General features: G+C 74.3%; 24 protein-coding genes and 1 pseudogene. 16 read left to right on the forward strand and 9 right to left on the reverse strand.

All coding sequences use genetic code 11. The annotated features are described in order from the left end of the window. Window positions 1-133: 133 nt before the first annotated feature. Window positions 134-352: a hypothetical protein gene (locus OG550_RS10485; RefSeq protein ID WP_327676422.1), complete on the forward strand. Its 219-nt coding sequence runs from the start codon at window positions 134-136 to the stop codon at window positions 350-352. 114 nt (window positions 353-466) lie between these two features. Further along, window positions 467-1,213, forward strand: a complete 747-nt coding sequence (locus OG550_RS10490; protein ID WP_327676423.1) for a hypothetical protein — start codon at window positions 467-469, stop codon at window positions 1,211-1,213. A 108-nt stretch (window positions 1,214-1,321) separates the two neighbouring features. Here the strand turns inward: OG550_RS10490 and OG550_RS10495 are convergent, their stop codons facing one another. Next, entirely contained in the window at window positions 1,322-1,675 is a 354-nt protein-coding gene (locus tag OG550_RS10495) for a HesB/IscA family protein (RefSeq protein WP_327676424.1), read from the reverse strand. A gap of 244 nt (window positions 1,676-1,919) precedes the next feature. On the opposite strand from OG550_RS10495, the gene OG550_RS10500 reads away from it, so the two are divergent. Continuing rightward, window positions 1,920-2,798: a GNAT family N-acetyltransferase gene (locus OG550_RS10500; protein ID WP_327676425.1), complete on the forward strand. Its 879-nt coding sequence runs from the start codon at window positions 1,920-1,922 to the stop codon at window positions 2,796-2,798. 84 nt (window positions 2,799-2,882) lie between these two features. Here the strand turns inward: OG550_RS10500 and OG550_RS10505 are convergent, their stop codons facing one another. The 3 genes from OG550_RS10505 to OG550_RS10515 all read right to left on the reverse strand — a co-directional run bounded on the left by OG550_RS10505 (window position 2,883) and on the right by OG550_RS10515 (window position 6,027). Next, on the reverse strand, window positions 2,883-4,250 hold the full coding sequence (locus tag OG550_RS10505) for a pyridoxal phosphate-dependent decarboxylase family protein (protein WP_327676426.1): 1,368 nt from the start codon (window positions 4,248-4,250) through the stop codon (window positions 2,883-2,885). A 240-nt stretch (window positions 4,251-4,490) separates the two neighbouring features. Next, window positions 4,491-4,955, reverse strand: a complete 465-nt coding sequence (locus tag OG550_RS10510) for an Lrp/AsnC family transcriptional regulator (protein WP_327676427.1) — start codon at window positions 4,953-4,955, stop codon at window positions 4,491-4,493. A gap of 148 nt (window positions 4,956-5,103) precedes the next feature. Then, entirely contained in the window at window positions 5,104-6,027 is a 924-nt protein-coding gene (locus tag OG550_RS10515; protein ID WP_327676428.1) for an NADP-dependent oxidoreductase, read from the reverse strand. Between the two features lie 222 nt (window positions 6,028-6,249). Here OG550_RS10515 and nadA point away from each other — a divergent pair, with 222 nt between their 5' ends. Next, the gene (nadA, locus tag OG550_RS10520; protein WP_327676429.1) at window positions 6,250-7,434 is read left to right on the forward strand and encodes a quinolinate synthase NadA; all 1,185 of its coding nucleotides are present in this window, start codon (window positions 6,250-6,252) and stop codon (window positions 7,432-7,434) included. A gap of 92 nt (window positions 7,435-7,526) precedes the next feature. On the opposite strand, the gene pspAA is transcribed toward nadA, so the two are convergent. Both pspAA and OG550_RS10530 read right to left on the reverse strand, forming a co-directional pair. Then, complete coding sequence (gene pspAA / locus OG550_RS10525; protein ID WP_327676430.1) at window positions 7,527-7,820, reverse strand: PspA-associated protein PspAA; 294 nt, start codon at window positions 7,818-7,820, stop codon at window positions 7,527-7,529. Between the two features lie 59 nt (window positions 7,821-7,879). Continuing rightward, window positions 7,880-8,683, reverse strand: a complete 804-nt coding sequence (locus OG550_RS10530) for a PspA/IM30 family protein (protein ID WP_327676431.1) — start codon at window positions 8,681-8,683, stop codon at window positions 7,880-7,882. 301 nt (window positions 8,684-8,984) lie between these two features. Here OG550_RS10530 and OG550_RS10535 point away from each other — a divergent pair, with 301 nt between their 5' ends. Together OG550_RS10535 and OG550_RS10540 are read left to right on the forward strand one after the other, a co-directional pair. Further along, a complete protein-coding gene (locus OG550_RS10535; RefSeq protein WP_327676432.1) occupies window positions 8,985-9,584 on the forward strand; it encodes a DUF3043 domain-containing protein in 600 nt (199 codons plus the stop codon). Between the two features lie 215 nt (window positions 9,585-9,799). Continuing rightward, window positions 9,800-10,498, forward strand: a complete 699-nt coding sequence (locus OG550_RS10540) for a class I SAM-dependent methyltransferase (RefSeq protein WP_327683801.1) — start codon at window positions 9,800-9,802, stop codon at window positions 10,496-10,498. 49 nt (window positions 10,499-10,547) lie between these two features. Here the strand turns inward: OG550_RS10540 and OG550_RS10545 are convergent, their stop codons facing one another. Beyond that, window positions 10,548-10,751, reverse strand: coding sequence for a hypothetical protein (locus tag OG550_RS10545; protein ID WP_327676433.1), 204 nt, complete (start codon window positions 10,749-10,751; stop codon window positions 10,548-10,550). A 165-nt stretch (window positions 10,752-10,916) separates the two neighbouring features. Between OG550_RS10545 and cobU the strand changes: the two are divergent. The 7 genes and pseudogenes from cobU to OG550_RS10580 form a co-directional block, all read left to right on the forward strand. Beyond that, a pseudogene (gene cobU, locus OG550_RS10550) lies at window positions 10,917-11,465 on the forward strand (bifunctional adenosylcobinamide kinase/adenosylcobinamide-phosphate guanylyltransferase); the annotation flags it as partial. 28 nt (window positions 11,466-11,493) lie between these two features. Continuing rightward, window positions 11,494-12,609 carry a nicotinate-nucleotide--dimethylbenzimidazole phosphoribosyltransferase gene (locus OG550_RS10555; protein WP_327676434.1) on the forward strand — a complete coding sequence of 372 codons (1,116 nt, stop codon included), beginning with the start codon at window positions 11,494-11,496 and terminating at the stop codon, window positions 12,607-12,609. A gap of 167 nt (window positions 12,610-12,776) precedes the next feature. After that, on the forward strand, window positions 12,777-13,592 hold the full coding sequence (locus tag OG550_RS10560; RefSeq protein ID WP_327676435.1) for an adenosylcobinamide-GDP ribazoletransferase: 816 nt from the start codon (window positions 12,777-12,779) through the stop codon (window positions 13,590-13,592). 301 nt (window positions 13,593-13,893) lie between these two features. Next, a complete protein-coding gene (locus OG550_RS10565; RefSeq protein WP_327676436.1) occupies window positions 13,894-15,399 on the forward strand; it encodes a leucyl aminopeptidase in 1,506 nt (501 codons plus the stop codon). Window positions 15,400-15,806: 407 nt separating this feature from the next. Beyond that, window positions 15,807-17,213 (forward strand): dihydrolipoyl dehydrogenase, encoded by a 1,407-nt coding sequence (gene lpdA, locus OG550_RS10570; protein ID WP_327676437.1) that lies wholly within the window; start codon window positions 15,807-15,809, stop codon window positions 17,211-17,213. A gap of 58 nt (window positions 17,214-17,271) precedes the next feature. Next, window positions 17,272-19,062 (forward strand): 2-oxoglutarate dehydrogenase, E2 component, dihydrolipoamide succinyltransferase, encoded by a 1,791-nt coding sequence (gene sucB / locus OG550_RS10575; RefSeq protein WP_327676438.1) that lies wholly within the window; start codon window positions 17,272-17,274, stop codon window positions 19,060-19,062. Window positions 19,063-19,336: 274 nt separating this feature from the next. Continuing rightward, window positions 19,337-19,852 (forward strand): DUF4240 domain-containing protein, encoded by a 516-nt coding sequence (locus tag OG550_RS10580; protein ID WP_327676439.1) that lies wholly within the window; start codon window positions 19,337-19,339, stop codon window positions 19,850-19,852. Between the two features lie 18 nt (window positions 19,853-19,870). Here the strand turns inward: OG550_RS10580 and OG550_RS10585 are convergent, their stop codons facing one another. Continuing rightward, entirely contained in the window at window positions 19,871-20,914 is a 1,044-nt protein-coding gene (locus OG550_RS10585) for a DUF2510 domain-containing protein (RefSeq protein WP_327676440.1), read from the reverse strand. A gap of 205 nt (window positions 20,915-21,119) precedes the next feature. After that, entirely contained in the window at window positions 21,120-21,629 is a 510-nt protein-coding gene (locus OG550_RS10590; protein WP_442905977.1) for a GNAT family N-acetyltransferase, read from the reverse strand. Between the two features lie 330 nt (window positions 21,630-21,959). On the opposite strand from OG550_RS10590, the gene OG550_RS10595 reads away from it, so the two are divergent. The 3 genes from OG550_RS10595 (at window position 21,960) to OG550_RS10605 (ending at window position 26,065) form a co-directional block, all read left to right on the forward strand. After that, window positions 21,960-22,865 (forward strand): TIGR01777 family oxidoreductase, encoded by a 906-nt coding sequence (locus OG550_RS10595; protein WP_327676442.1) that lies wholly within the window; start codon window positions 21,960-21,962, stop codon window positions 22,863-22,865. A 464-nt stretch (window positions 22,866-23,329) separates the two neighbouring features. Further along, entirely contained in the window at window positions 23,330-24,661 is a 1,332-nt protein-coding gene (locus OG550_RS10600; protein WP_327676443.1) for an FAD-dependent oxidoreductase, read from the forward strand. 171 nt (window positions 24,662-24,832) lie between these two features. Beyond that, window positions 24,833-26,065, forward strand: coding sequence for a cation:proton antiporter (locus OG550_RS10605; RefSeq protein ID WP_327676444.1), 1,233 nt, complete (start codon window positions 24,833-24,835; stop codon window positions 26,063-26,065). Window positions 26,066-26,156: the final 91 nt, after the last annotated feature.

The following is a 26,156-nucleotide window of genomic DNA, read 5'->3' on the forward strand; positions in this document are numbered from 1 at the left end:
CCGTGTACTACCCCCCGGTAGCTCTGGTGGGGGCCGGAGGACCGGCCTAGGGTCGCTGACAGGGGCCGTTCCCGGCCCCGCCCTGGCCCGTGGCGTGTCCGCCGCGGCTCCGCTGGATCGGAAGTGATGGCCGATGATGCCCAGTCACCACCCGCTGCGGGTTCCGCCCGCCCTGCTCGGCGACGCGGACGGCGATTCGCTGGACGCGCTGGTGGACTCCTCGCGGCGGCTGCGCCGGTTCTGGCCGCTGCTGGCGACCGGCCCGCAGGACGCCGCCCCCGCCCGGGCCGCGCTGCGCGTCCCGTCCCGGACCCAGCGGCTGGTCGCGGGGATGCCCGAGTACGGGCTGTAGGGCGTTCGGGAGCACTCGCCGGGCGTGCGCGGGAACCGGAATCGTCCGGGGCACGTCACACCGGCGCGGTGCGGCCCCTGAGGCGTGCCGCTGAGCCCTCGGGAGGAAGTACAGATGGATCTGGAGACGATGCCCCGGCGTTCCGGCCGGGCACGCGCGGTGGCGCTGGCGGGTCTGGTCCTGGCGGCGGCGGCCGCACTGGCCGGGTGCGGTGACACGGGGAGCGGGGCGGGCTCGGACGCGGCCCCCGGTACGCGGGAGCCGTCGGCGGGCGCGCCCTCCTCCCCCGGTGCGACGGGCGCCGCCGAGAACCCGCCGGCGTCCGTGCAGGCCCCGGCCTCCCCGTCGGCCCCGGCTCCGGTGACCACCCCGCCGGCCGACCCCACGGCGACCGCCCCCGACCCCCGGCCGGCCAGTCCCGCCCCGGCGACCACCGTCCCGGGCCCGGCCCTGACCCCGACCCCGGCGCCGACGCCGCCCGGCGGCAACGGCATCGCGGTCGGCGAGCCGCCGCCGAACGGCACCCCGACCGGTTCGCAGGTGCACCCGGCGATCACCTACCGGGCGGACGGCAACAAGTTGACGGTCTGGTTCTACGGCGGGGTCTGCCAGCGGTACGCGCTCAAGGCCGACGAGTCGCACCCGGGCCGGGTGGACGTCCGGGTGACCACCGCTGCGCCGATACCGGCCGGGCAGGCCTGCGCCGACCTGGCCAAGCGGCAGACCGTGGCCTTCGACCTGAAGCAGCCGCTGCAGGGCCGTACGGTGACCGACCTGGCGACCGGCCGGGAGGTGCCGCTGGAGGCCGATCCGCACATCGGCCCGGAGCCGGTCGGACCGGAGATCGCCGGCACCCCGTAGCCGGCGCTCCGCAGACGGCGCCCCGTCGGCGGTGCCCCGTGGAGGAAACGTTTCGCGGACACGACGAAGGCGGCCCCGGGAGTCCCGGGGCCGCCTTCGGTCGAACCCTTAGCTGAACGAGTCGCCGCAGGCGCAGGAGCCCGTGGCGTTCGGGTTGTCGATCGTGAAGCCCTGCTTCTCGATGGTGTCGACGAAGTCGACGGTGGCGCCGCCCAGGTACGGGGCGCTCATCCGGTCGGTGACGACCTTCACGCCGTCGAAGTCCTTCAGGACGTCGCCGTCGAGCGAGCGCTCGTCGAAGAACAGCTGGTAACGCAGGCCGGAGCAGCCACCGGGCTGGACGGCGACCCGCAGCGCGAGGTCCTCGCGGCCTTCCTGCTCCAGCAGGGCCTTGACCTTGCCCGCGGCGGCGTCGGTGAGGAGGATGCCACTCTCTACGGTGGTCTCGTCCTGGACGGTCATCTGCTTTCTCCCGGTCTTGACGACGGTTCTGCCGCCAGTGCCAACCAACGGCCGTCCGGTTTCATTTCCCGGGCGGCGGGTGTATTCGGCTGGTCCGCGACGGCGGGGCTTCCGTGGGCCGGGTGTGCCACCCGCTCCTACGCTCCCCATGCTCGCACACCGGCAGGGCGGGCGGTCACCGCCGAGTGGTCCGATCCCGGCGAACCGGCCCCGCGGCGGCGCCGGTGCGGCCAGGATGGAGGACATGATCCTGCGCCTGGTCCAGGACACCGCCGCCGACGCGGAGGTCGTCCAGCACATCGCCCGCGCCGCGTTCGCCTCGCTGCCCGACTCACCCGGGCAGGACCCGCGGGCCCCGCACGGCCCGCCGCCCGCCTACCAGCTGGCCCGGACCAGACACCTGGTGCGCACCGATCCGCAGGGCTGCTGGCTGGCCGAGGACGACGGCGGACCGGTCGGCGCCGTGCTGTCGCTGCGCCGCGAGGGGGTGTGGATGCTGGCGCTGCTCGTGGTGCTGCCGGACGCGCAGGGCAAGGGCGTGGGCCGGCTGCTGATGGAGCGGGCCACCGCGTACGGGCGGGGCTGCCTGCGCGGCATGCTCTGCGCCTCGCCGTCCCCGGCGGCCGCCCGCCGGTACCGCCTGGCCGGGTTCACCCTGCACCCGGCGATGCAGCTGACCGGGCGGGTGGACCGGTCCGGGCTGCTCGACCCCGGGGACATCCCGGTGCACCCGGGCAACGCCACCCACCGGCACCTGCTGGACTCGGTGGACCGGCGGCTGCGCGGCGCCGCGCACGGCCCCGACCACGAGCTGCTGCTGGCGCACTGCGAGGAGCTGCTGGTCGCGGACGCGCTGGCGGGCAGCGGCTACTGCTACCGGGACGGCGGCGAGGTGCGGCTGCTGGCGGCCACCTCGAAGCGGATCGCCGTCCGGCTGCTGCGTGAGGCGCTGGCGCGGGTGCCGGACGGGGTGGAGGCGCGGGTGGAGGCGCTGACCGCCGAGCAGGAGTGGGCCGTGGACGTCGGGCTGGAGGTGGGCCTGACCCTGGAGACCCGCGGCTACGTCGGCCTGCGCGGGATGCGCCCGCCGTCGCCGTACGTGCCGAACGGCGGGCTGCTGTAGCGCGCCCGCCGGGGACGCGCGAACCCCCGCCGGGCGCACCGGCGGGGGTTCGGGGAGCGTGCGGGACGCGTTCCGGGCGCGTGCCTAGACCATCGTGTCGAGGATCTCGCGGACCATCTCCATGGTGGTGCCCGGGTGCAGGAAGGCGAAGCGGGCCACCGTCTCGCCGTCCCAGCCGGTGGGGGTGACGAAGCCGATCTGGTCCGCGAGCAGCTGCTGCGACCAGCGGTAGTAGTCGTCGTTGGTCCAGCCGGTGCGCTTGAAGCAGACGGCGGAGAGCTGCGGGTCGAAGAGCAGCTCCAGGTGCTCGGACTCGCGGATCAGCCGGGCGGTGTCCTGGGCCAGCTTGAGCCCGGCCTCGATGGCGTCGGTGTACGCCTGGACGCCGTGCACGGCGAGCGAGAACCAGAGCGGCAGGCCGCGGGCGCGCCGGGTCAGGTGGTAGGCGTAGTCGGTGGGGTTCCACTCGTCGCCCTCGGTGTGCAGGACGTCCAGGTAGGAGGCGTCCTGGGTGTGCACGGCGCGGGCGAGCTGGGGGTTGCGGTAGATCAGCGCGGCGCAGTCGAACGGGGCGAACAGCCACTTGTGCGGGTCCACCACGAAGGAGTCGGCGTGCTCGATGCCGTCGTAGCGGGCGCGCACGGAGGGGGCGAAGAGGCCCGCGCCGCCGTAGGCGCCGTCCACGTGGAACCACAGGTCGCGCTCGCGGGCGACCTCGGAGAGGCCCTGGAGGTCGTCGACGATGCCCTCGTTGGTGGTGCCGCCGGTGCCGACGACCGCGATCACCGTCTCGGGGTTCGGGTCGGCGGCCAGGGCGGCGCGCAGTGCCTCGCCCGTGAACCGGCGGTCCACGGTCGGGACCTTGAAGGCCTCGACGCCGATGATGTTGAAGGTGTTCTTGACCGAGGAGTGCACCTGGTCGGCGACGGCGATCCGCAGCCGCGCCTCCGGGCCGACGCCGAGGCGGCGGCGGGCGGTGTCGCGGGCGACGACGAGGGCGGAGAGGTTGCCGGCCGAGCCGCCGGAGACGAAGGTGCCGCCGGCCGTGGCGGGCATGCCCGCGCGGTCCGCGATCAGGCGCAGCACCTGGTTCTCGGCGGCGATGGCACCGGCCGCCTCCAGCCAGGAGATGCCCTGGAGCGAGGCGCAGGAGACGACCATGTCGAAGAGCAGCGCGGCCTTGGTCGGGGCGCACGGGATGAACGAGAGGTAGCGCGGGCTGTCGGCGGAGATCACCGCGCGGGAGAGCTCGTGGTCGTACAGCTTGAGCACGTCGGCCGGGTTGTTGCCGTCCTGGTTGAGCAGGCCGGACAGCTGGGTGCGCAGGTGCTCGCCGTCGCCGGGGTGGTCGAGCGGGACGGGGTCGTACTGCAGCCGGTCGCGCATGTAGTCGAAAACCAGGTCGACCAGGTCGCTGTCGGGCCGGTGCATGCGGTCGGGGGCTGCGGACACGGGTGTCCCTCTCGGCTGTGGGGGTCGGGGAGGGCCCGGTGGCACGGGGGTTGGCACCGTACTGCCGGACGTGATCAGCGTAGGCAGCCCCGGGCTTCCGCCGCGCGTCGGAACGCGGCCGGTCAGGCAGGTTTCGGGCGTCTTCGGCGGGGCCCGCGCAGGAATCCTGCGCGGGCGCGGAATCGGCCGTCCGGGGGCTGTCCGCGGCCCGTCCGCGGGCCGTCCGCGGGCGCCCCGCGGTCAGCCGATGAGCTGGGAGAGGACCACCGAGGAGCGGCTGCGCTGGACGCCGGGCTCGCGGCGGATCCGTTCGATGACCGCCTCCAGGTGCCGCATGTCGGCGGCGCGCAGGTGGACCAGTGCGTCCGGGTCGCCGGTGACCGTCCAGGCGGCGATCACCTCGGGGAACTGGCGCAGGCTGGCCAGGATCTCCTCGGGTGCGGTCCGCTCCCGGCAGTAGACCTCGACGAAGGCCTCGGTCTGCCAGCCGAGGACCGCGGGGTCGAGCACCACGGTGAAGCCGCGGACCACCCCGCGCGCCCGCAGCCGGTCGATCCGGCGGCGGACGGCGGTGGCGGAGAGGTTCACCTGCAGGCCGATCTCGGCGTACGAGGCACGGCCGTCCCCGGCCAGCCGGGCGAGGAGCATGCGGTCGGTCTCGTCCAGGGTGGCCCCGACCGTCTCGTGCGCTCGACTGCTGCTCATCGGTGCGGGGCTCCACGGGTCGTGCGGCATCGGGGACGGGGGCGGGGCGACGACGGCCCGCCGAAACGGTTCTGCACCATTCTGGCGGATGACAGGACCGAGTCCACCGCTGGCAGATGACGGCCGTCGGTCGGTCCGCCGTCCCGCCTCAGTCCACCAGCAGCACGATCTTGCCCCGGGTGCGGCCCTCCGCGCTGAGCGCCTGGGCGGAGGCGGCCTGGGCCAGCGGGAACACGGACGCGACGGTCACGGTCAGCCGGCCCGCGTCGGCGAGCGCCGCCAGCTCGGCCAGCCCGGCGGCGTCGGGGCGGACCCAGACGTAGTGGCCGCCGCGCGCCTTCACGCCGAAGTCGGCGATCGAGGCGATCCGCGCCAGGTCCGCGACCAGCCCGGCCGAGACCTCGACGGCGTCGCCGCCGACCAGGTCCAGCGCGGCGTCCACGCCCGCCGGGGCCAGGGCCCGGACCCGGTCCGCCAGCCCCTCGCCGTGGGCGACCGGCTCGGCGCCGAGACCGCGCAGGTAGGCGTGGTTGCGCTCGCCCGCGGTGCCGATCACCCGGGCCCCGGCGGCCCGCGCGATCTGGACGGCCAGGTGGCCGACCCCGCCCGCGGCGGCGTGCACCAGGACGGTGTCGCCCGCGCCCACGCCGACCGCCCGCAGGGCCTGGAGGGCGGTGAGCCCGGCCAGCGGCAGTCCGCCGGCCTGCGCCCAGTCCAGCGCGGCCGGCTTGCGGGCCAGTGTGCGGACGGGTGCGGAGACCAGTTCGGCGTAGGTGCCGTGCTCGACCGAGTCCTTGCGGACGTAGCCGTAGACCTCGTCGCCGGGGGCGAACTCGGTGACCCCGCCACCGACCGCGCGCACCACCCCGGCGGCGTCCCAGCCCATCACCAGCGGGAAGTGCGCGTCGAGCAGGCCGTCCAGCCGGCCGTCCCGCACCTTCCAGTCCACCGGGTTCACCCCGGCCGCCCTGACCTGCACCAGTACCGAGTCCGGGCCGACCTTCGGGTCCGGCAGGTCGGTGTACTCGACCACCTCGGGGCCGCCGTAGCGGCGGATCGCGATTGCCTTCATGGGGCCAGCCAAACCCGGGCGGCCGCGGATCCCGGCTCGGCCACGCCGGACCGCGCCATAACTTCCCTCCCGCCGCACCGCGGCGCACCGAACCGTCGAGCGGTTCTCGTCACATCGACAGGACGGCCATCGTCACTCTGACGCTAACCGGTTATCATAGATTGCGTCAGATAGACGAAAAGGCGTCACCGCTCGATCGGCCGCACAGAAGGGCACCCGCCCGTGACCACCACCATCACCGAGACCTACGGCGTCGACCCCGCTCCGACGCCGCTCGCTCTGCTGCTGCTCGGCCGTGAGGCCGACCCGAACAGCGAGCGCGGCGTCGAGTGCCCCGGCGACCTCCCGCCGGCCTCCGACCCGGACCTCGTCCAGCGCGCCCGCGCGGCCAAGGCCGCCCTCGGGAACCGCGTCTTCATCCTGGGCCACCACTACCAGCGCGACGAGGTGATCGAGTTCGCCGACGTCACCGGCGACTCCTTCAAGCTCGCCCGCGACGCGGCGGCCCGCCCGGAGGCCGAGTACATCGTCTTCTGCGGTGTGCACTTCATGGCCGAGTCGGCCGACATCCTCACCGGCGACGCCCAGCAGGTCATCCTGCCGGACCTCGCGGCCGGGTGTTCGATGGCCGACATGGCCACCGCCGAGCAGGTCGCCGAGTGCTGGGACGCGCTGACCGACGCCGGCATAGCCGACGTCACCGTCCCGGTCTCGTACATGAACTCCTCCGCCGACATCAAGGCCTTCACCGGCCGGCACGGCGGCACCATCTGCACCTCCTCCAACGCCAAGCGGGCCCTGGAGTGGGCCTTCGAGCAGGGCCAAAAGGTGCTGTTCCTGCCCGACCAGCACCTCGGCCGCAACACCGCGGTGCGCGACATGGGCTTCTCGCCGGACGACTGCGTCGTCTACAACCCGCACAAGCCGAACGGCGGCCTCACCGCCGAGCAGCTGCGCGCGGCGAAGATGATCCTCTGGCGCGGCCACTGCTCGGTGCACGGCCGGTTCAGCCTGGACTCGGTGAACGACGTCCGCGCCCGGATCCCCGGCGTCAACGTCCTCGTGCACCCCGAGTGCAAGCACGAGGTCGTCGCGGCCGCCGACATGGTGGGCTCGACCGAGTACATCATCAAGGCGCTGGACGCCGCCGAGCCCGGCTCCAAGTGGGCCATCGGCACCGAGCTGAACCTGGTCCGCCGGCTCGCCAAGGCGCACCCGGACAAGGAGGTCGTCTTCCTCGACCGGGCGGTCTGCTTCTGCTCCACCATGAACCGGATCGACCTGCCGCACCTGGTCTGGGCGCTGGAGTCGCTGGTCGAGGGCCGGGTGCCGAACGTGATCCGCGTCGACCCGGAGACCGAGAAGTACGCCAAGGCCGCGCTGGACCGGATGCTGGCCCTGCCGTAGCCGCGGCCGCCGGCCGGGAGACGACCGGAAGAAGGGCGGGCCCCCTCCGTCACGGAGGGGGCCCGCCCTTGTGTCTGGCGCGGAGACGGCGGCTACCCGGGGATCCCCGGGATCAGGCCGTCACCTTCGTCCCGCAGCAGCTGCCGGACCTGGTCGATCGTCGCGTCGGCATCCGGGAGGATCAGATCGGACGGCTCCAGGGAGTCGTCCGGCAGTGGGGTGCCGAATTCCTTCACCGCACCGAGCAGCTCACCGAGCGCCCGGCGGAAGTGTTCCTCGTCCCCCGACTCCAGTGCGGTGAGGAGCTCCTCGTCGAGCTCGTTGAGCCGGTTCAGGTGGGTCTCGCCCACCTGGAACTGCCCCTCACCCATGACCCTCATGATCATGCCGTGCGTCTCCCTGTTCCTGGGGAATGTTCCCGAAGGTGTTCCGGGTGGAGCTCAGATCACTTGTTGTAGTTGATGCGCGGGCCGTCCTGCTGCGGGGCGGCGTCCTGCGGACGGCCCTGCTCGATCGCCTGCGGGCCGGAGGCCGGGGAGCCACCGGTCAGCTCGGCCTTCATCCGGGCCAGCTCCAGCTCGACGTCCGAACCGCCGGCCACCCGCTCCAGCTCGGCCTCGATGTCGTCCTTGCGGCCGAGACCGCTGGCGTCGTCGAGCGCGCCGGAAGCCAGCAGCTCGTCGATCGCACCGGCCCGGGCCTGCATCTGGGCGGTCTTGTCCTCGGCCCGCTGGATGGCCAGGCCGACGTCGCCCATCTCCTCCGAGATCCCGGAGAAGGACTCGGCGATCCGGGTCTGCGCCTGGGCCGCGGTGTAGGTCGCCTTGATGGTCTCCTTCTTGGTGCGGAAGGCGTCCACCTTGGCCTGCAGCCGCTGGGAGGCCAGCGTGAGCTTCTCCTCCTCGGCCTGCAGCTGCTGGTACTGCGTCTCCAGGTCGTTGATCTGGGACTGCATGTTCGCCTTGCGGGTCAGCGCCTCGCGGGCGAGGTCCTCCCGGCCGAGCGAGAGCGCCTTGCGGCCCTGGTCCTCGTACTTCGCCGACTGCTGCTGCAGCTGGGTCAGCTGGAGCTCCAGACGCTTGCGCGAGGTGGCCACGTCAGCGACGCCCCGTCGCACCTTCTGCAGCAGCTCCAGCTGCTTCTGGTACGAATAATCGAGCGTCTCTCGCGGGTCTTCCGCGCGGTCCAGGGCCTTGTTCGCCTTGGAGCGGAAGATCAGCCCCATACGCTTCATGATTCCGTCGCTCATGGGCCTCGGGTGCCCCCTTCTCCGGCCTGCGGTCTCTATCTCGTTACCAGACACGACGAGTGTATGTGCAGCGAGCCCGTCGCCGCAGTGCACCTGCCTGCAACAAGCCTGCTACAGCCGACCCCCTCGCGGCCTCCTCCGCGGGGTGGATCCCGCCCTCGTCCCACCCTCCGGTCAGCTGAGTGATCCCCTACGGGAAACCCCCCGGAAACCCGTACCAGGGGCCCACCGGGCCGGATCGATATGCGTTTGGGTCCGGGGACACCGGAAGAAGCCGTCCCGCACCCCGTACCCTGGTGGTGTGTTCCGACGCCGTTCAGATGATGCCGCTGCCTCCGCCGCCGTGCTGGAGAAGCAGGACGAGACGACCCAGACCCGCGACCCGCAGGCGAAGAAGGGACGGCCCACGCCCAAGCGCAGTGAGGCCGAGGCCAACCGGCGTACCCGCGTGACCGTGCCCAAGGACCGCAAGGAGGCCTCCCGCCAGGCCCGCGAGCGGATGCGCACCGAGCGTGAGAAGCAGCGCACCGCGCTGCTGGAGGGCGACGAGCGCCACCTCCCGGCCCGTGACAAGGGCCCGGTGCGCAAGTTCACCCGCGACTACGTCGACGCGCGCTGGTCGCTGGCCGAGTTCTTCCTCCCCGCCGCGGTGCTCATCCTGGTCCTCAGCATCGTCAAGGTGCAGGCCGTCCAGCTGCTCTCCACCGTGCTGTTCCTGCTGTTCTTCGTCCTGGTGATCCTGGACTTCGTCCGGCTCGGCTTCGGCCTGCGCAAGCAGCTCGCCGAGCGGTTCGCCGGGCAGAACACCCGCGGCGCCGTCGCCTACGGCCTGATGCGCATCCTGCAGATGCGCCGGCTGCGACTGCCCAAGCCGCAGGTGCGGCGCGGGGAGAAGCCCTGACCGCCGAACCGGTGGACTCCGGCTGGGCCCCTCCCGTCTGGGACGGGCCCGGCCTCTACGCGCTCCCCGGCCAGGGGGACGGCGGCCACGACCGGATCGCCCAGGAGCGGATCGGCCACGAGCGGCGGCTGCCCTCGCGCAGCGGCTCCTTCGCCGGCGGCACCGGCCACTGGCTGGAGCGGCTCGGCACCCTGCGCAACCTCGTCCGGCAGGAGATGGTCGCCCGGCAGCTCGCCGAGCAGCTCACCGGGCGCAGCGCCCAGCGCGTGCTCGACATCGGCTGCGGCCAGGGCACCCAGGCGCTGCGGCTGGCCCGGGCCGGCCACTACGTCACCGGCATCGACTCCGACCCGGACGCGCTCGGCGTCGCCCAGGGGGCGCTGGCCGAGGAGCCGGACGAGGTCCGCGACCGGATCCAGCTGCTCATCGGCGACGGCCACCAGTGCGGGCGCTGGTTCGGTGCGCGCAGCTTCGACGTGGTGCTCTGCCACGGCGTCCTGATGTACCTCCCGGACCCCGATCCGATGATCGCCTCGCTGGCCCGGCTGCTCGCGCCCGGCGGCCTGCTCTCGCTGCTGGTCCGCAACCGCGACGCGCTGGCCCTGCGGCCCGCCGCCGCCGGTGACTGGCGGGCCGCCCTGCACGCCTTCGAGAGCGACCGGTACTACAACCGGCTCGGGCTGGCGGCCCGCGCCGACCGGATCACCGACCTGGCGGTCACCCTCTCCGAGGTGTCCGTGCCGCTGCGGCACTGGTACGGCGTCCGGGTCTTCACCGACGACGCCCCCGACGACGCGGCGCCGCCGGTCGACGGCCGGCAGCTCGCCCAGCTGCTGGAGGCCGAGGAGCGGGCCGGCCGGACCGACCCCTACCGGCAGGTCGCCGCGCTGCTCCACGTCATCGGGATGAAGTAGCCCGCGGAGCGGGTCCCGGGGGCGGCCCCCGGGACGGCTCCCCCGGGCCTCACGCCTCGTGCAGGCTCATCGAGTAGATCTCGCGGCCGTCGTCCAGCAGCACGGCGGTGTCCACGCCGTCCTCGGCCAGCTGCTTCCAGGCCTCCCCGATCCACGTCTCGGCGTCCCCCTGGCCGGCGAACTCCTCCACCTGGCCGTCGCCCGGGGCCACCGCGGTGCCGTCGGCCTTCTCGTACCGCCACGTCCAGACCATGCCCGGCTCCTCCCACTGGCGACCGCTGCCGACCGCCGATGATCACTGCTGATCGCTGATGACGCGCTTGTGCTGCGCAGCCTAAGTCCTCAGGTTGCCCACCAGGATCTTCGGTATGCGCGGTGGGAGAGGATGGGACGCATGACTGACGACGCCCCCCTCCCCCGCACGCTCGTCCTGGGCGGCGCCCGGTCCGGCAAGTCGACCAGGGCCGAGCAGCTGCTCGCCCCGTACGGCGACGTGCTCTACGTGGCGACGAGCGGCACCCGCGACGGGGACGCCGAGTGGGCGCAGCGGGTCGCGCTGCACCGGGACCGGCGGCCGGCGAGCTGGCGCACCGCCGAGACCTGCGCGCTGGAGGCGGTGCTGGCGGACGCCTCCGACCCTGCGCCGGTGCTGATCGACTGCCTGGCGCTCTGGCTCACCGCGGTCATGGACGAGTGCGGCGCCTGGGACGACCGGGTGTGGGCGGACGGCGGCGAGGCGGCCGTGCAGGCCCGCTGCGAGGCGCTGGCCGCGGCCTGGGCGGGCACCGGGCGGCGCGTGGTGGCGGTCAGCAACGAGGTCGGCATGGGCGTCGTCCCCGCCACCGCCGCGGGACGCCGGTTCCGCGACACCCTGGGCCGGCTCAACATGGCGGTCGCCGACGCGTCCGAGCGTGTGCTCCTGGTCGTGGCCGGGCAGGTTCTCACGGTCAAGCCCGCCGTTGGCTGAACACCTGCGGCGTGTAGCCTTCCGGACGATGGACACGACCGTGGATCTCGATACGTTCTCCTCGCTCGTCGAACGCCCCGACGAGAGCGCCCGGCGCGCCGCCGAGGAGCGCTGGCAGGAGCTGGACCGGCCGCGCAACGGCCTCGGCAGGCTGGAGGAGCTGGGCGCCTGGCTGTCGTCCGTGCAGGGGCGCTCCCCCGTGCGGCCGCTCGCGGCGCCCAAGGTGGTGCTGTTCGCCGCCGACCACGGGGTGGCGGCCCTCGGGGTCTCCCGGCTGCCCGCCCGGGGCGGCACCGCGGCGCGCGTCCGGGCCGTCCTCGACGGCACCGCGCCGGTCGCCCTGCTCGCCCGGCGCTTCGGTGCCGGACTGCGGGTGGTCGACGTCGCGGTCGACACGGACGCCGCGGACTTCCCCGACGAGGTGACCGCCCACCGGGTGCGGCGCGGCTCCGGACGGATCGACGTCGAGGACGCGCTGAGCCCGGAGGAGACCGTCAAGGCGTTCCGGGCCGGGATGGCCGTCGCCGACGAGGAGGCCGACGCCGGGACCGACCTGGTGGTGCTGGGCGACCTCGGGGTCGGTGCGACCACGGTGGCGGCGGTGCTGGTCGGCGTGCTCTGCGGGACGGACGCGGCGGCGGTCACCGGGCGCGGCTCGGGCATCGACGACAAGGTGTGGATGGTCAAGTGCGCGACCGTCCGGGACTCGCTGCGGCGGGCCAGGCCGGTCCTCGGCGACCAGCTGGCGCTGCTCGGCGCGACCGGCGGCGCGGACTTCGCGGCGATCACCGGGTTCCTGCTGCAGGCCGCGGTGCGCAAGCTGCCGGTGGTGCTCGACGGCGTGGTCTCCTCGGCGTGCGCGCTGGTCGCGCAGCGGATCGCGTTCCGGGCGCCCGAGTGGTGGCGGGCCGGGCAGTCCAGCGGCGAGCCGGCGCAGGCCAAGGCGTACGACCGGCTGACGCTGACGCCGCTGCAGGAGCAGGGCATCACGATGGGCGAGGGCGTGGGCGCGCTGATGGCGCTGCCGCTGCTGCAGGCCGCGTCGGACACGCTGGCGGAGAAGGCGCCGGCGCCGTTCGTGCCGGCCGCGCCGAAGGAGCCGGCGAAGCTGCCGTCGGCGGCGGAGCTGCTGGGCCGGCTGTAGGACGAGGCCGCAGGGCCACGGCCCCCGGGCCGCCGGACCGCCGTCACCGACGGCCTCCGGCGGACCGGGGGCCTTTCACCGTGCGCGGCGCCCGGTGGCGCCCCGGGGCGCGCGGGCGGCGGGCCGGCGAGGAGTACGGAAGGCTGGTCAGGGTGGAGGCACGGGCGATGGCGGAGGGACAGGGAGCGGACGGCCCGGGACCGGACGGGCGCGCCGGGTGGGCGGACGGGCTGCGGTTCGCGTTCGGGACGCTGTCGGTGCTGCGGGTCCGGGTCGAGCGCTGGGACCGGGCCGCGGGCGGCCGGGCGATGATCGCCGCGCCGCTGGTCGGCGTCGTCCTCGGCGCGGCGGCCGCGGGCACCGGGGCGCTGGTGGCCCGGCTCGCGGGCGGACCGCTCGGGGCGGTCGCGGCCGTCGCGGTGCTCGCGGCACTGACCCGGGGGCTGCACCTGGACGGTCTCGCCGACGTCGCCGACGGCCTGGGCAGCGGCAAGCCCGCCGAGGACGCGCTGCGCATCATGAAGCAGTCGGACATCGGGCCGTTCGGCGTCCTCACCCTCGTCCTGGTCCTGCTGGCGCAGGTCGCCGCGCTGTCCGGGCAGTTCTCCGCCTCCCCGCTGCGCGGCGCACTGGCCGTGCTCGCGGCGGCGGTGGCCGCGCGGTGCGCGCTCGCCTGGGGGTGCCTGCGGTCGGTGCCGGCCGCCCGGCCGGGCGGGCTCGGCGCGATGGTGGCGAGCACGGTGACGCCGGCCGCGGCGGCGCTGTCGACCGGCGCCGCGGCACTGCTGACCGCGCTCGCCGGACTGGCGGACGACTGGTCAGCCCTGCGGCTGCCACTGGCCGTTGTGATCGGCGCGGGCTGTGCCGCACTGCTGCTGCGGCGCTGTGTGCGGCGGTTCGGCGGGATCACCGGGGACGTGCTCGGCGCGATGGCGGAGACCGCCGCGACCGGGGCCCTGCTCACGATCGCGCTGGCGGGCTGAGTTCGGCGCCGAAGCGCCCGCGCCGAAAGGCGGTACACCGGGCGGCGCGTGATCCCAGCATGCGGACTACCATGCGGGGAGCACCGCAGCCCTGCACCGTCGCAGGTCCTGCCCGGCTGACGCGCGTTGGGACGCCGGGGCCTCTGGTGTGTGCGGCCGCCGCAGGGCGGCGGGGGCACACAGCCAGGGGTCCCGGGTCCGGCGGGCGCCGGCCGGACGGCCCTGTCCGGCGGTTCCGGGCTGCGCCGGTGCGGCACCCGCGCCGACCGGCCGTGGACCGCGAAAGAACAGGACGCATTACGTGACTGCATTGTCTGTGAGCACCTCCTCCGCCGCTTCGCTGCGCGCGGACGCCCTGGTGATCGGTGTCGCGAAGGGCCCCAAGGGCATTGTGCTGGCCCCCGGCGCCGAGGCCGTGAGCGAGGCGTTCGAGGGCAAGCTGGCCGAGATCCTCACCACGCTGGGCGCGACCGGCGCCGAGGGCGAGGCCGTCAAGGTGCCCTCCTCCTCCGGCCTGAAGTCCGCGCTCGTGCTGGCGGTCGGCCTCGGCGACGCCGCCGAGGGCGCTTACGAGCTGGAGGCCCTGCGCCGCGCCGCCGGTGTCGCCGCCCGCACCCTCGCCGGCAGCAAGAAGGTCGCGCTGGCCCTGCCGGCCGAGTCGGGCGAGGAGACCGAGGCGGTCGCGCTGGGCGGCCTGCTCGGCGCCTACGCGTTCGGCACCTACAAGAGCAACGGCGGCGCCAAGGAGCCGGTCGGCGAGCTGATCCTGCTCTCGACCCGCAAGGGCAGCAAGGACGCCAAGGCGGCCGTCGAGCGCGCCCTCGTCGTCGGCGAGGAGATGAACCGCGCCCGCGACCTCGTCAACACCGCGCCGAACGACCTCAACCCGAAGAGCTTCGCCGCGATCGCCCAGGCGGCCGGCAAGGAGCACGGCCTCAAGGTCGAGGTGCTGGACGAGAAGGCGCTGCTCAAGGGCGGCTTCGGCGGCCTGCTGGGCGTCGGCAACGGCTCGGTCAACCCGCCGCGGCTGGTGAAGGTGGCGTACACCCACCCGAAGGCCAAGGCGAGCCTGGCGTTCGTCGGCAAGGGCATCACCTACGACTCGGGCGGCATCTCGCTGAAGCCGGCCGGCCACAACGAGACCATGAAGTGCGACATGGCCGGTGCCGCCGCGGTGTTCGCCGCCGTGGTCTCCGCCAAGCGCCTGGGCCTGGCCGTCAACATCACCGCCTGGCTCGCCCTCGCCGAGAACATGCCGTCCGGCTCGGCCACCCGCCCGGGTGACGTGCTGCGGATGTACGGCGGCAAGACCGTCGAGGTCCTGAACACCGACGCCGAGGGCCGCCTGGTGCTGGCCGACGCGATCGTGCGGGCCGGCGAGGAGAAGCCGGACGTCATCGTCGACGTGGCGACCCTGACCGGCGCGATGATGCTGGCGCTGGGCAACCGCACCTTCGGCGTGATGGCCAACGACGACGAGCTGCGCACCGCCCTGCACACGGCCTCCGGCGAGGTGGGCGAGCAGTCCTGGCCGATGCCGCTGCCGGCCGAGCTGCGCAAGGGCATGACCGAGTCGACCGTCGCCGACCTCGCCAACATGGGCGAGCGGATGGGCGGCGGCCTGGTGGCCGGCCTGTTCCTGAAGGAGTTCGTGGCCGAGGGCATCGACTGGGCGCACCTGGACATCGCCGGCCCGGCGTTCCACGAGGGCGCGCCGTTCGGCTACACCCCCAAGGGCGGCACCGCGAGCGCGGTCCGCACCCTGGTCCGCTTCGCCGAGCAGAAGGCGGCGGGCGGCAAGGGCTGACCGACCGGGAGGCCCACGGGCCGAGGACGGACGCGGGACGGGGTCCGGTGCTGCCGCACCGGACCCCGTCCGGCTTCCACGGGGCGGTTACCGGCCGGTAGGGGGCGTGGCGGGGCATCCGCACCCCTGTTCGCTGCGGGCGAAACTTTGTTCCACCCTGCGGAACCAGGCGCTCCGCAGCCCCGCCCGACGCCTCCAGGCCCGCTGTCTACCCCGCGTTGAGCTGCGGTGATGCCCCTCCGTCCAGGGCGTTCCCACCCCTGCGACCACCCCTCGGGACACCCCTGGGCCGGACCCGGACATCAGCTGCCGCGAACAAGTGCGAAGATGTATTTCCGGCACGACTGGGCGCCCCACAAAGGCTTCCGAACTACCGGACCGTGACCGGCCCGGCGATCCACACCCCATTGCATGGAGGACGTGACGTGGCGAACGACGCCAGCACCGTTTTCGACGTAGTCATTCTCGGAGGCGGAAGCGGCGGTTACGCCGCGGCGCTCCGCGCCGCCCAGCTGGGCCTGAGCGTCGCCCTGATCGAGAAGGGTGAGCTCGGCGGCACCTGCCTGCACCGCGGCTGCATCCCGACCAAGGCGCTGCTGCACGCGGCCGAGATCGCCGATGAGACGAAGGAGGCCGCCGAGTTCGGCGTGCTGGCCACCTTCCAGGGCATCGACATCAACGGCGTCCACAAGTACAAGGACGACGTCATCGCGGGCCTGTACAAGGGCCTGCAGGGCCTGGTGGCCTCCCGCAAGGTCACCTTCATCCAGGGCGAGGGCAAGCTCTCCTCGCAGACCTCGGTGGACGTCAACGGCCAGCGCATCGAGGGCCGCCACATCGTGCTGGCCACCGGCTCCGTGCCGCGCTCGATCCCGGGCCTGGAGATCGACGGCAACCGCGTGATCTCCTCGGACCACGCCCTCAAGCTCGACCGCATCCCGAAGTCGGCCGTCATCCTCGGCGGCGGCGTGATCGGCGTCGAGTTCGCCTCGGTCTGGAAGTCGTTCGGCGTCGAGGTCACCATCGTCGAGGCCCTGCCGCACCTGGTCCCGCTGGAGGACGAGAACTCCTCCAAGCTGCTGGAGCGCGCCTTCCGCAAGCGCGGCATCAAGTTCGAGCTGAAGGCCCGCTTCTCCGGCGTCGAGTACACCGAGGCCGGTGTGCGCGTCTCCACCGAGAACGGCAAGCAGATCGACGCCGACCTGCTGCTCGTCGCCATCGGCCGCGGCCCGGTCTCGGCCGGCCTCGGCTACGAGGAGAACGGCGTCGCGATGGACCGCGGCTACGTCCTCGTCGACGAGTACATGCGCACCAACGTGCCGACCATCTCGGCCGTCGGCGACCTCGCCCCGACCCTGCAGCTGGCCCACGTCGGCTTCGCCGAGGGCATCCTGGTCGCCGAGCGCCTGGCCGGCCTCAAGCCGGTGCCGATCGACTACGACGGCGTCCCGCGCGTGACCTACTCCAACCCCGAGGTCGCCTCCGTCGGCATCTCCGAGGCCAAGGCCGTCGAGCTGTACGGCAAGGAGAAGGTCGTCACCCTCAAGTACAACCTGGCCGGCAACGGCAAGAGCAAGATCCTGAAGACCGCCGGCGAGATCAAGCTCGTCCAGGTCAAGGACGGCGCCGTGGTCGGCGTCCACATGGTCGGCGCCCGGATGGGCGAGCAGGTCGGAGAGGCCCAGCTGATCTACAACTGGGAAGCTCTGCCCGCGGAGGTCGCGCAGCTCATCCACGCGCACCCGACCCAGTCCGAGGCTCTGGGCGAGGCGCACCTGGCGCTGGCCGGCAAGCCGCTGCACGCGCACGACTGATCGCGCCCCACCCCCCCAAACTTCCAGTACGCAAGACTTGATAGGAGTCGCTGAAACCATGGCGGTCTCAGTAACACTGCCCGCGCTGGGCGAGAGCGTTTCCGAGGGCACCGTCACCCGTTGGCTGAAGGCCGAGGGTGAGCGCGTGGAGGTCGACGAGCCGCTGCTCGAAGTCTCGACCGACAAGGTCGACACCGAGATCCCGGCCCCGGCCTCCGGCATCCTGGCCTCGATCAAGGTCGGCGAGGACGAGACCGTCGAGGTGGGCGCCGAGCTGGCGATCATCGACGACGGCTCCGGCGCCCCGGTCGCCGCTCCGGCTCCGGTCGCCGAGGCCGCTCCGGCCCCGGCCGCCCCCGTCGCCGAGGCCCCGGTCGCCGCGCCGGCCCCGGTCGCCGAGGCCCCGGTCGCCGCGCCGGCCGCTCCGGCCGCCGCCCCGGCCGCCGACGCCACCCCGGTGCTGCTCCCCGCCCTGGGCGAGTCGGTCTCCGAGGGCACCGTCACCCGCTGGCTGAAGGCCGAGGGTGACACGGTCGAGGTCGACGAGCCGCTGCTTGAGGTCTCCACCGACAAGGTCGACACCGAGATCCCGTCGCCGGTCGCCGGCACCCTGGTGAAGATCCTGGTCGGCGAGGACGAGACCGCCGAGGTCGGCGCCCAGCTCGCGCTGATCGGTGCCGCGGGTGCCGCCGTGGCCGCCCCGGCTCCGGTCGCCGCTCCGGCCCCGGCTGCCGCTCCGGCTCCGGCTCCGGTCGCCCCGGCCGCTCCGGTCGCCGCCCCGGCTCCGGCCGCTCCGGCCCCGGTCGCCCCGGCTGCCCCGGCCCCGGTGGCCGCTCCGGCTCCGGTCGCCCCCGTCGCCGCCCCGGCCCCGGCTGCCCCGGTCGCCGCTCCGGCCCCGGTCGCCCCGGCTGCCCCGGTGGCCGACGCCGGTGACGCCTACGTCACCCCGCTGGTCCGCAAGCTCGCCGCCGAGCAGGGCGTCGCGCTGGCCTCCGTCACCGGCACCGGTGTCGGCGGCCGCATCCGCAAGCAGGACGTCCTGGCCGCCGCCGAGGCCGCCAAGGCCGTGCCGGCCCCGGTCGCCGCCGCCCCGGCCGCCGCGCCGAAGGCCGCCGCCGCGCCGTCCCCGCTGCGTGGCCAGACGGTCAAGATGACCCGCATGCGCAAGGTCATCGGCGACAACATGCTGAAGGCCCTGCACGAGCAGGCCCAGCTGACCAGCGTGGTCGAGGTGGACGTCACCAAGATCATGTCGCTGCGGAACAAGGCCAAGGACGGCTTCCTCGCCCGCGAGGGCGTCAAGCTGTCCCCGATGCCGTTCTTCGTCAAGGCCGCGGCCCAGGCGCTGAAGACCAACCCGGTCGTCAACGCCCGGATCAACGAGGCCGAGGGCACCATCACCTACTTCGACACCGAGAACATCGGTATCGCGGTGGACTCCGAGAAGGGTCTGATGACCCCGGTCATCAAGGGTGCGGGCGACCTCAACATCGCCGGCATCTCCAAGAAGACCGCAGAGCTGGCCAGCAAGGTGCGCGGCAACAAGATCACCCCGGACGAGCTGTCCGGCGCCACCTTCACCATCAGCAACACCGGTTCGCGCGGTGCGCTGTTCGACACCGTGATCGTCCCGCCGAACCAGGTCGGCATCCTGGGCATCGGCGCGACCGTCAAGCGCCCGGTCGTCATCGAGGCCGACGGCGGCACCGCCATCGGCATCCGTGACATGACCTACCTGTCGCTCTCCTACGACCACCGCCTGGTGGACGGCGCCGACGCCGCCCGCTACCTGGTGGCCGTCAAGGAGATCCTGGAGGCCGGCGAGTTCGAGGTCGAGCTCGGCCTGTAAGGGTCCTCGGAGGTACCGGAGCCCCGCGTCGTCCCCGGACGGCGCGGGGCTCCGCGTTTCCCGCGCCCTCCGCGGCGCCGGCGTCCTCCCCGCCCGGCTCCGGGGGCGCGGCCCGACGCGGCGTCCGACGCGGCCCGACGCCGCTCCGGGCGGGTCCGGGGCGCCGCGCACCGACGGTTCTTCCTGCGATTTCGGGATTTTTCGCCTGATTCCGGGGTGATTCGCCCGGTCATCGCATGCGCTCGTGCGAAGGAACAGGGATGCTGGAGCCGTGATGGACGAGACCGACTTCTGGCAGATCATCGACGAGACCCGGGAAGCCGCCGACGGCGACCCGGACGAACAGGCGGAGCGCCTGGTGGAACGGCTCGCCCAGCTGTCCCCGCCCGATGTCATCGACTTCGCGCGGCTGTTCGAGGCCCGGTTCCAGCGCGCCTACCGCCACGACCTGTGGGGCGCGGCGTACCTGCTGCTGGACGGCGCCTCGGAGGACACCTTCGACTACTTCCGGTGCTGGCTGATCGGCCAGGGCCGGGACGTCTTCGAGGGCGGGCTGTACGAGCCGGACGACCTGGCGGACCTGCTGCCCGACTTCGACGAGGAGGAGGACGGCGAGGCCGAGGACCTCGGTTACGCCGCCGACGAGGCGTACGAGCAGCTGACGGGGCTGCCGCTGCCCGAGGTGGGCGAGCGGCAGCCCGCGCGGCCGTCCGGAGCCGCCCTGGACTTCGACGACCCGGACGTCATGGCGAAACGGTTCCCCAAGCTCTGGGAGCGATACGGGGACTGAGCGCGCCGCGGCGGTCGGTCAGGTGTTGGAGCCGCCCGCCGCGCTGCTGTCCTGCTTGATCCCCTTGAGGATCTGGTCCAGCACGGTGGGGTCGGGCGCGCCCGCGGCGTCGTCCACCCCGCCCTCGAAGGCCACGTAGCCGCCGCCCTTGGCCGGCACCGCCACCATCAGGATGTAGCCCTTGCTGCCGTCCGCGGTGACGATGTGCCAGCGCACCGCGTAGCCGGAGATGCCCGCGACCGTGGTGCTGGCGGAGCCGGCGTCGGTGTGCGAGGCGATGTTGCTGAAGATCGCCGCCGCGTAGGTGGGCATCGCGGCCTCGGCCGCCGCCCGGGCCGTGGTACCCGAGATGGTGTCCTTCTCGACCGAGAACTGACCGCGGATGCAGGAGCCGCCGCCGGGGCAGGTGTACCGGCCGTTGCCGAGGAAGACCGTCGAGTGGTCGCCGTCGGTCGTCGCGTCCCAGCCCTCGAAGACCGGCACGGTGATGGCGTGCTGGGCGTCGGCCACGGTGTCCTTGACCACCGGCGCGGGGCGCGCGGTCGTCGTGGGGGTGGTGTTCCGGGTCGGCGTCGGGGTCGGGGTCGGGGTCGGGGTGGCCGTGGGGCTCGGGGTGTCCGTGACGGTGACGGTCGGCACCGGAGCGGTCGGGTCGGCCGACGGCGTGCCGCCGCCGCTGTTGAGCGCGATGGCGGCCACCACGCCGACCACGGCCAGCACGCCGAGCACGATGCCCACGGCCGTGCCGGTCTTGATCCGGTTCGACTGCTGCTGGGGCGGGTAGCCGGCCGGCGGGTAGCCGTAGCCGGGCGGGTTCTGCGTCGGGTAGCCGTACCCCGGCTGCCCCTGCTGCTGTGCGCCGTATCCGTAGGAGGGCGGTGCGGAGGCCTGCGGCGGGTTCTGCCAGGAGACCTGTGTCGGGGCGTCGGCCATCTGGCCGCCGCCCGCCTGGACGGGACGCACCTCGCTGGTCCAGGCGTTGCCGTCCCACCAGCGCTCATGACCGGCCGTGCCGTCCGCACCCGGTACCGGGTACCACCCCGGAGGCGTCGAGTTGCTCACGGCCGTACCGTACCCGTCCGGGTGACGGTCCAGACAGGCTGGGTCTGTCACGACTCTGCACCACCCGCGTCCGGATCTGACGACCCGTCGGCAACGGGGCAGGTGGGGGCCCGTGCCGGGGCGCGGCGGGGGGTGGGGGGACGGGACCGGAGGCGCGGCCGGGGTTGCGGGACGGGGTGGGAGGCGCGGCGCGGGCCGCCGGGGGTCAGGCCGTCAGGGTGCGGGCCATGAGGACGTCGTCGACGTAGCGGCCGTCGATCAGGAACTCCTCCGCCAGCGAACCCTCGACGACGAAGCCGCAGCGCTCGTAGAGGGCGCGGGCCGGGGCGTTGTGGCCGAGCACGCGCAGGGTGATCCGGCGGGCGCCCTGGGCACGGGCGGCCCCGCAGGCGGCCTCGACCAGCGCGACGCCGATCCCCCGGCCGCGGGCCCCGGCGTCGACCGCCAGGCCCTGGATCTGACGGACGTGCTGGTTGCTGGCCAGCGGGGTGGGCGGGACGACCCGCACGTAGCCGACGATCCGGTCGCCGAGCAGGGCGAGCAGGAACTGGTCCGGGGCGTGGCGCTCGTCGAAGACGCCCGCGTCCTCGGCGGGCTGCGGGGCGACGTCGGCCAGCCAGGTCCAGGCCGCGCGGTTGAGGGCTGCGAGTTCCTTCTCGTCCTCGGCCTGGGCGGGGCGGATGATCAGATCGTCGGATTCGCGCATGCGCGTCATGCTAATCACGGCCCTCGCGGGCGTACACGGAATTAGCGGCCGCCGGACGCCCGGGGCGCGCGGCGACCGGCTGCGGCCGACGGGCTGCGGCCGACGGGCTGCGGCCGACCGGCTTCGCCCTGGGGCTTCGCCGACGGGCTCCCGAGCGGGTTCCGGCGTTCGGCACCGCCGCCGGGGGAAGGGCTCGGGGACGGCCCGGGAAGGGCTCGGGAACGGCTCGGGCGACGGGGTGTGCCCGTCCGCCCTGGCGCGCCGGTCCCGCGCCCCCGGCGGCGGCGCTCCGGGCGGCGGAGTCCCGGTCTGCGGGGCACCGGCTGCGAGGATGTCCGCATGAGAATCGCGGTCACAGGATCCACGGGACTGATCGGCTCGGCGCTCGTCGGCTCGCTGCTGGCGGACGGCCACGAGGTGGTGCGCCTGGTCCGGCACCGGTCGCGGACCGGTCCGCGGCCGGACGGCACCACCGCCATCGGCTGGAACCCGCTGCTGGGCCAGGTCGACCGGGCCGGGCTGGCCGGCGTCGAGGCGGTCGTGCACCTGGCCGGCGCCGGGGTCGGCGACCGCCGCTGGACCGACGCCTACAAGCGGGAGATCCGGGAGAGCCGGGTGCTCGGCACCGAGACGCTGGCCAACGCGGTGGCCGGACTCGCCGAGCCGCCGCGGGTCCTCGTCAGCGCCTCGGCGGTCGGCTACTACGGGCAGACCGGGGACCGGGTGATCGACGAGGAGTCACCGGCCGGGGACGACTTCCTGGCCGAGGTCTGCGTCGAGTGGGAGGCCGCGGCCGGAGCGGCCGAGCGGGCCGGGGTCCGGGTGGTGCACCCGCGGACCGGCCTGGTGCTCTCGGCGGACGGCGGCGCGGGCGGGCGGCTCTTCCCGCTCTTCCGGCTGGGCCTCGGCGGGCGGCTCGGCGACGGGCGGCAGTACTGGAGCTTCATCTCGCTGGCCGACGAGGTCGCGGCGCTGCGGTTCCTGATCGACCGGAACGACCTGAGCGGGCCGTTCAACCTGTCCGCCCCGGAGCCGGTGACCAACGCCGAGCTGACGGCGGCGCTCGGGCGTGAGCTGCACCGGCCGACGCCGTTCCCGGTGCCGAAGGCCGCCCTGGGCGCGGTGCTGGGCGAGCTGGCGATCGAGGTGGTCGGCAGCCACCGGGTGGTGCCGCGGCGGCTGCTGGAGGCGGGCTTCCGGTTCCGGCACCCGGACGTGGACTCGGCGGTGCGGGCGGCGCTCTGACCGGACGGGCGGTCCCGGCGGACGTCCCGGCGGACGCCCCGGCGGCGGCCCCGTGGCGGCCTGCCGGACGGGCGGTGGACGCCCGGCCGAGGCCCGGCGGCGGGTGCGCGCGCTCGCCCGCCGGGTCGCCGCGTAGGCGCGGTACGACGTCCACCCTGGCCAGGGGCATATGCCCGGCGGAGCCCTGGCGGGGCTCCGGGAGGGGGCGCACGGGAGCATGCAACGGGCGCGTCGCACGCCCCCGGTGACCGTGCGCGCCCACCGGACCGGAATCCCGCCCCGATCGAATCACTGTCCGTGACCGAGCCCCCACCGGATGCTGTCGCTCCTCTTCCCGGCCCCGGATCCGGCCCGATGCGCCTGTCTGACGCTCACACTGACTGGGCATCACATCGTCGGACCGTGTCCCAGCACCCCGCTGCCTGCGCCGGCCCGAAACCCCGGGACCAGGGAGGGAGCCACCCGTGCCCACGTATGACTTCATTCGCCGCACCCGTCGGCAGTCCGATCCGGATGTCGTAGTGGTCGGAGCCGGACTCGCGGGCCTGGCCGCCGCCCGCGTCCTCACCGGCCACGGCCTGACCGTCCAGGTCCTGGAGGCCTCGGACCGGATCGGCGGCCGAGCGGCCACCCAGGAGCTGGACGGCTTCCGGCTCGACCACGGAAGCCACCTGCTGAACACCGCGTTCCCCGAACCGCGCCGCGTGCTCGACCTCGACCGCCTCGAACTGCGCCCGCTCGCGCCCGGCGTACTCGTGCACGGCGGCGGGCGCCGGTACCGGGTCGGGGACCCCCAGCTGACCACCGCCCGGCAGGCCGCCGTCCGGGCACCGCTCGGCAGCCCGCTGGACAAGGCGAGGCTCGGCAGCTGGCTCAACCGGCTCGCCGCGACCCCCGCCGCCCGTCTCAAGGCCCGGCCGGAGACCACCGCCGCCCGGGCGCTCGCCGACCGCGGACTCGCCCCGCGGACCGTCGACGGCCTGCTGAGGCCGCTGCTCGGCGCCCTGCTCGGCGATCCGGCCCTCGGCACCAGCAGCCGGGTCGCCGACCTGGTGCTCCGCTGCTACGCGCGCGGCCGGCTCTGTCTGCCCGCCGGCGGGATCGCGGCCGTGCCGGCGCAGCTGGCCGCCGCCCTCCCCGCCGGCACCGTGCGCACCGGCGTGCGGGTCACCTCGATAGCGGCCGACGGCGTGGAGACCGCAGGACACGGGCGGATCGGTGCCCAGGCCGTCGTCGTCGCCACCGACCCCCGGTCCGCCACCGGCCTGCTGCCGGGCCTGCGGCTGCCGGACTTCCACCCCGTCACCACCTACTACCACGCGGCCGACCGGAGCCCGCTCGGCGAGGCCGTCCTCCTCCTGGACGGTGACCGCCAGGGCGGTCAGCCGTCGCTGGTCTCGCACTCGCTCGTGCTCAGCGAGCTGCACCCCTCGTACGCGCCGCCCGGGCAGACGCTGATCGCCACCACCGTGCTCGGGCGCCGCACCTTCGACGCCGGCGGGCCGGCCGCGCTGGAGCCCGCGGTGCGCGGGCGGCTCGCGGAGCTGTACGGGACGCCGACCGCGGGCTGGCACTTCCTGAGCGTGCGCCACCTCCCGGACGCGGTGCCCGCCATGCCGCCGCCGCACAACACCCGGCGGCCGGTCCGGCTGCTGGCCGGGCTCTACGTCTGCGGCGACCACCGGGACACCAGCAGCGTGCAGGGCGCGCTGGTCTCCGGACGGCGGGCCGCCGAGGCCGTCGTGCGCGACCTCGGGGTACCCGCCACCGTGCGGGAGGCGGAGGCCGCGGCCTGACGCGCCGTGCCGCACCCGGCGGCACGCGGACGGGCCGCCGACGGAGCACCGACGGGCCGCCCGCCGCCGGGTGCGGCACGCGGGCGGGCTGCCGGAGCGGGGCCCGCCCGCGTGCCAGTATGCCGATATGATCGCTAATCGGATGGTTTCCTCCCCCCGGCCGGCCACCCGGTGAGCGCCGGACTGGAGGTCCAGCCGCTCGCGCTGATCCTGGTCCCGGCCGCCGCCGTGGCGGCCCCGCTGCTCGCCGACCGGCTGCTGCGGTGGCTCGCCGTCCCCACCGTGGTGTTCGAGATCGTGCTCGGCGTGCTGATCGGACCGGACGTCCTGGGCTGGGTGCACGTCGACGACCTGGTCGACGCGCTCTCCCGGTTCGGCCTGGCCATGCTGATGTTCCTGGCCGGGTACGAGATCGACTTCGCCAAGCTCCGCGGCGGCCCGCTCCGACAGGCGGGCGCCGCGTGGCTGGTCGCCCTGACGGTGGCGCTCGGCGTCGGCGCGATGGTCAACCGCGACCCGCTGAACGGCGCCTTCGCCGGGCTGGCGCTGACCACCACGGCGCTCGGCACCATCCTGCCGATCCTGCGCGACGCCGGGGAACTGCCCACCCCGTTCGGCTCGCTGGTGATGGCCACCGGCGCGGTGGGCGAGTTCGGGCCGATCATCGCCATCGCGGTGCTGCTCAGCGGCAACACCCCCGCCCGGACCGCCGTCATCCTGGCCGCGTTCGCCGTGATCACCGCGGCCGCGATCGGCTACGCCCGGCGGGCCCGGCCCGTCTGGATGACCCGGCTGATCCGGCACACCCTGCGCACCTCGGGCCAGTTCGCCGTCCGGATCGTGATCCTGGTGCTCGCGACCATGGTGGCGGCCGCGCTCTGGCTCGACCTCGACATGCTGCTCGGCGCGTTCACCGCCGGCATCGTCTCCCGGCTGCTGCTCGCCGACATGCCGGCGGCCGAGGAGGAGGTGATCGCGGCCAAGCTGGAGGGCATCGGTTTCGGCTTCCTCGTCCCGGTGTTCTTCGTCGTGAGCGGGATGAACTTCGACCTGGAGGCGCTGCTGGACGACCCCGGCACGCTGCTGCTCGTCCCGCTCTTCCTGGCCCTGCTGCTGGCCGTGCGGGGGCTGCCCGCGGCGCTGCTCGCCCCGATCGGGCTCGGGCGGCGCGACCGGGTGGCGCTCGGGCTGTACGGCGCGACGGCGCTGCCCCTGGTCGTGGTGATCACCACGATCGAGGTGGACGCCGGACGCCTGCCGTCCTCCACGGCGGCCGCACTGGTCGGCGCCGGGATGCTCTCGGTGCTGTTCCTCCCGCTCGTCGCCCAGCGGCTGCGCGGGCGGGTCCGCCCGCCGGCCGCCGTCGGGGGCGACCGGCCGCGGGTGAACGCCGAGAGCTGGTGAGTGCTCCGCCGTACGGCGGCCGGACGTACGACAGCCGGACACGGCGGTCGGACGCGCGGTGCTGGGACGCACGGCGGTGGGGCGTGCGGCG

Source organism: Kitasatospora sp. NBC_00458 (assembly GCF_036013975.1).
In the GTDB taxonomy this organism is placed as follows: Bacteria; Actinomycetota; Actinomycetes; order Streptomycetales; family Streptomycetaceae; genus Kitasatospora.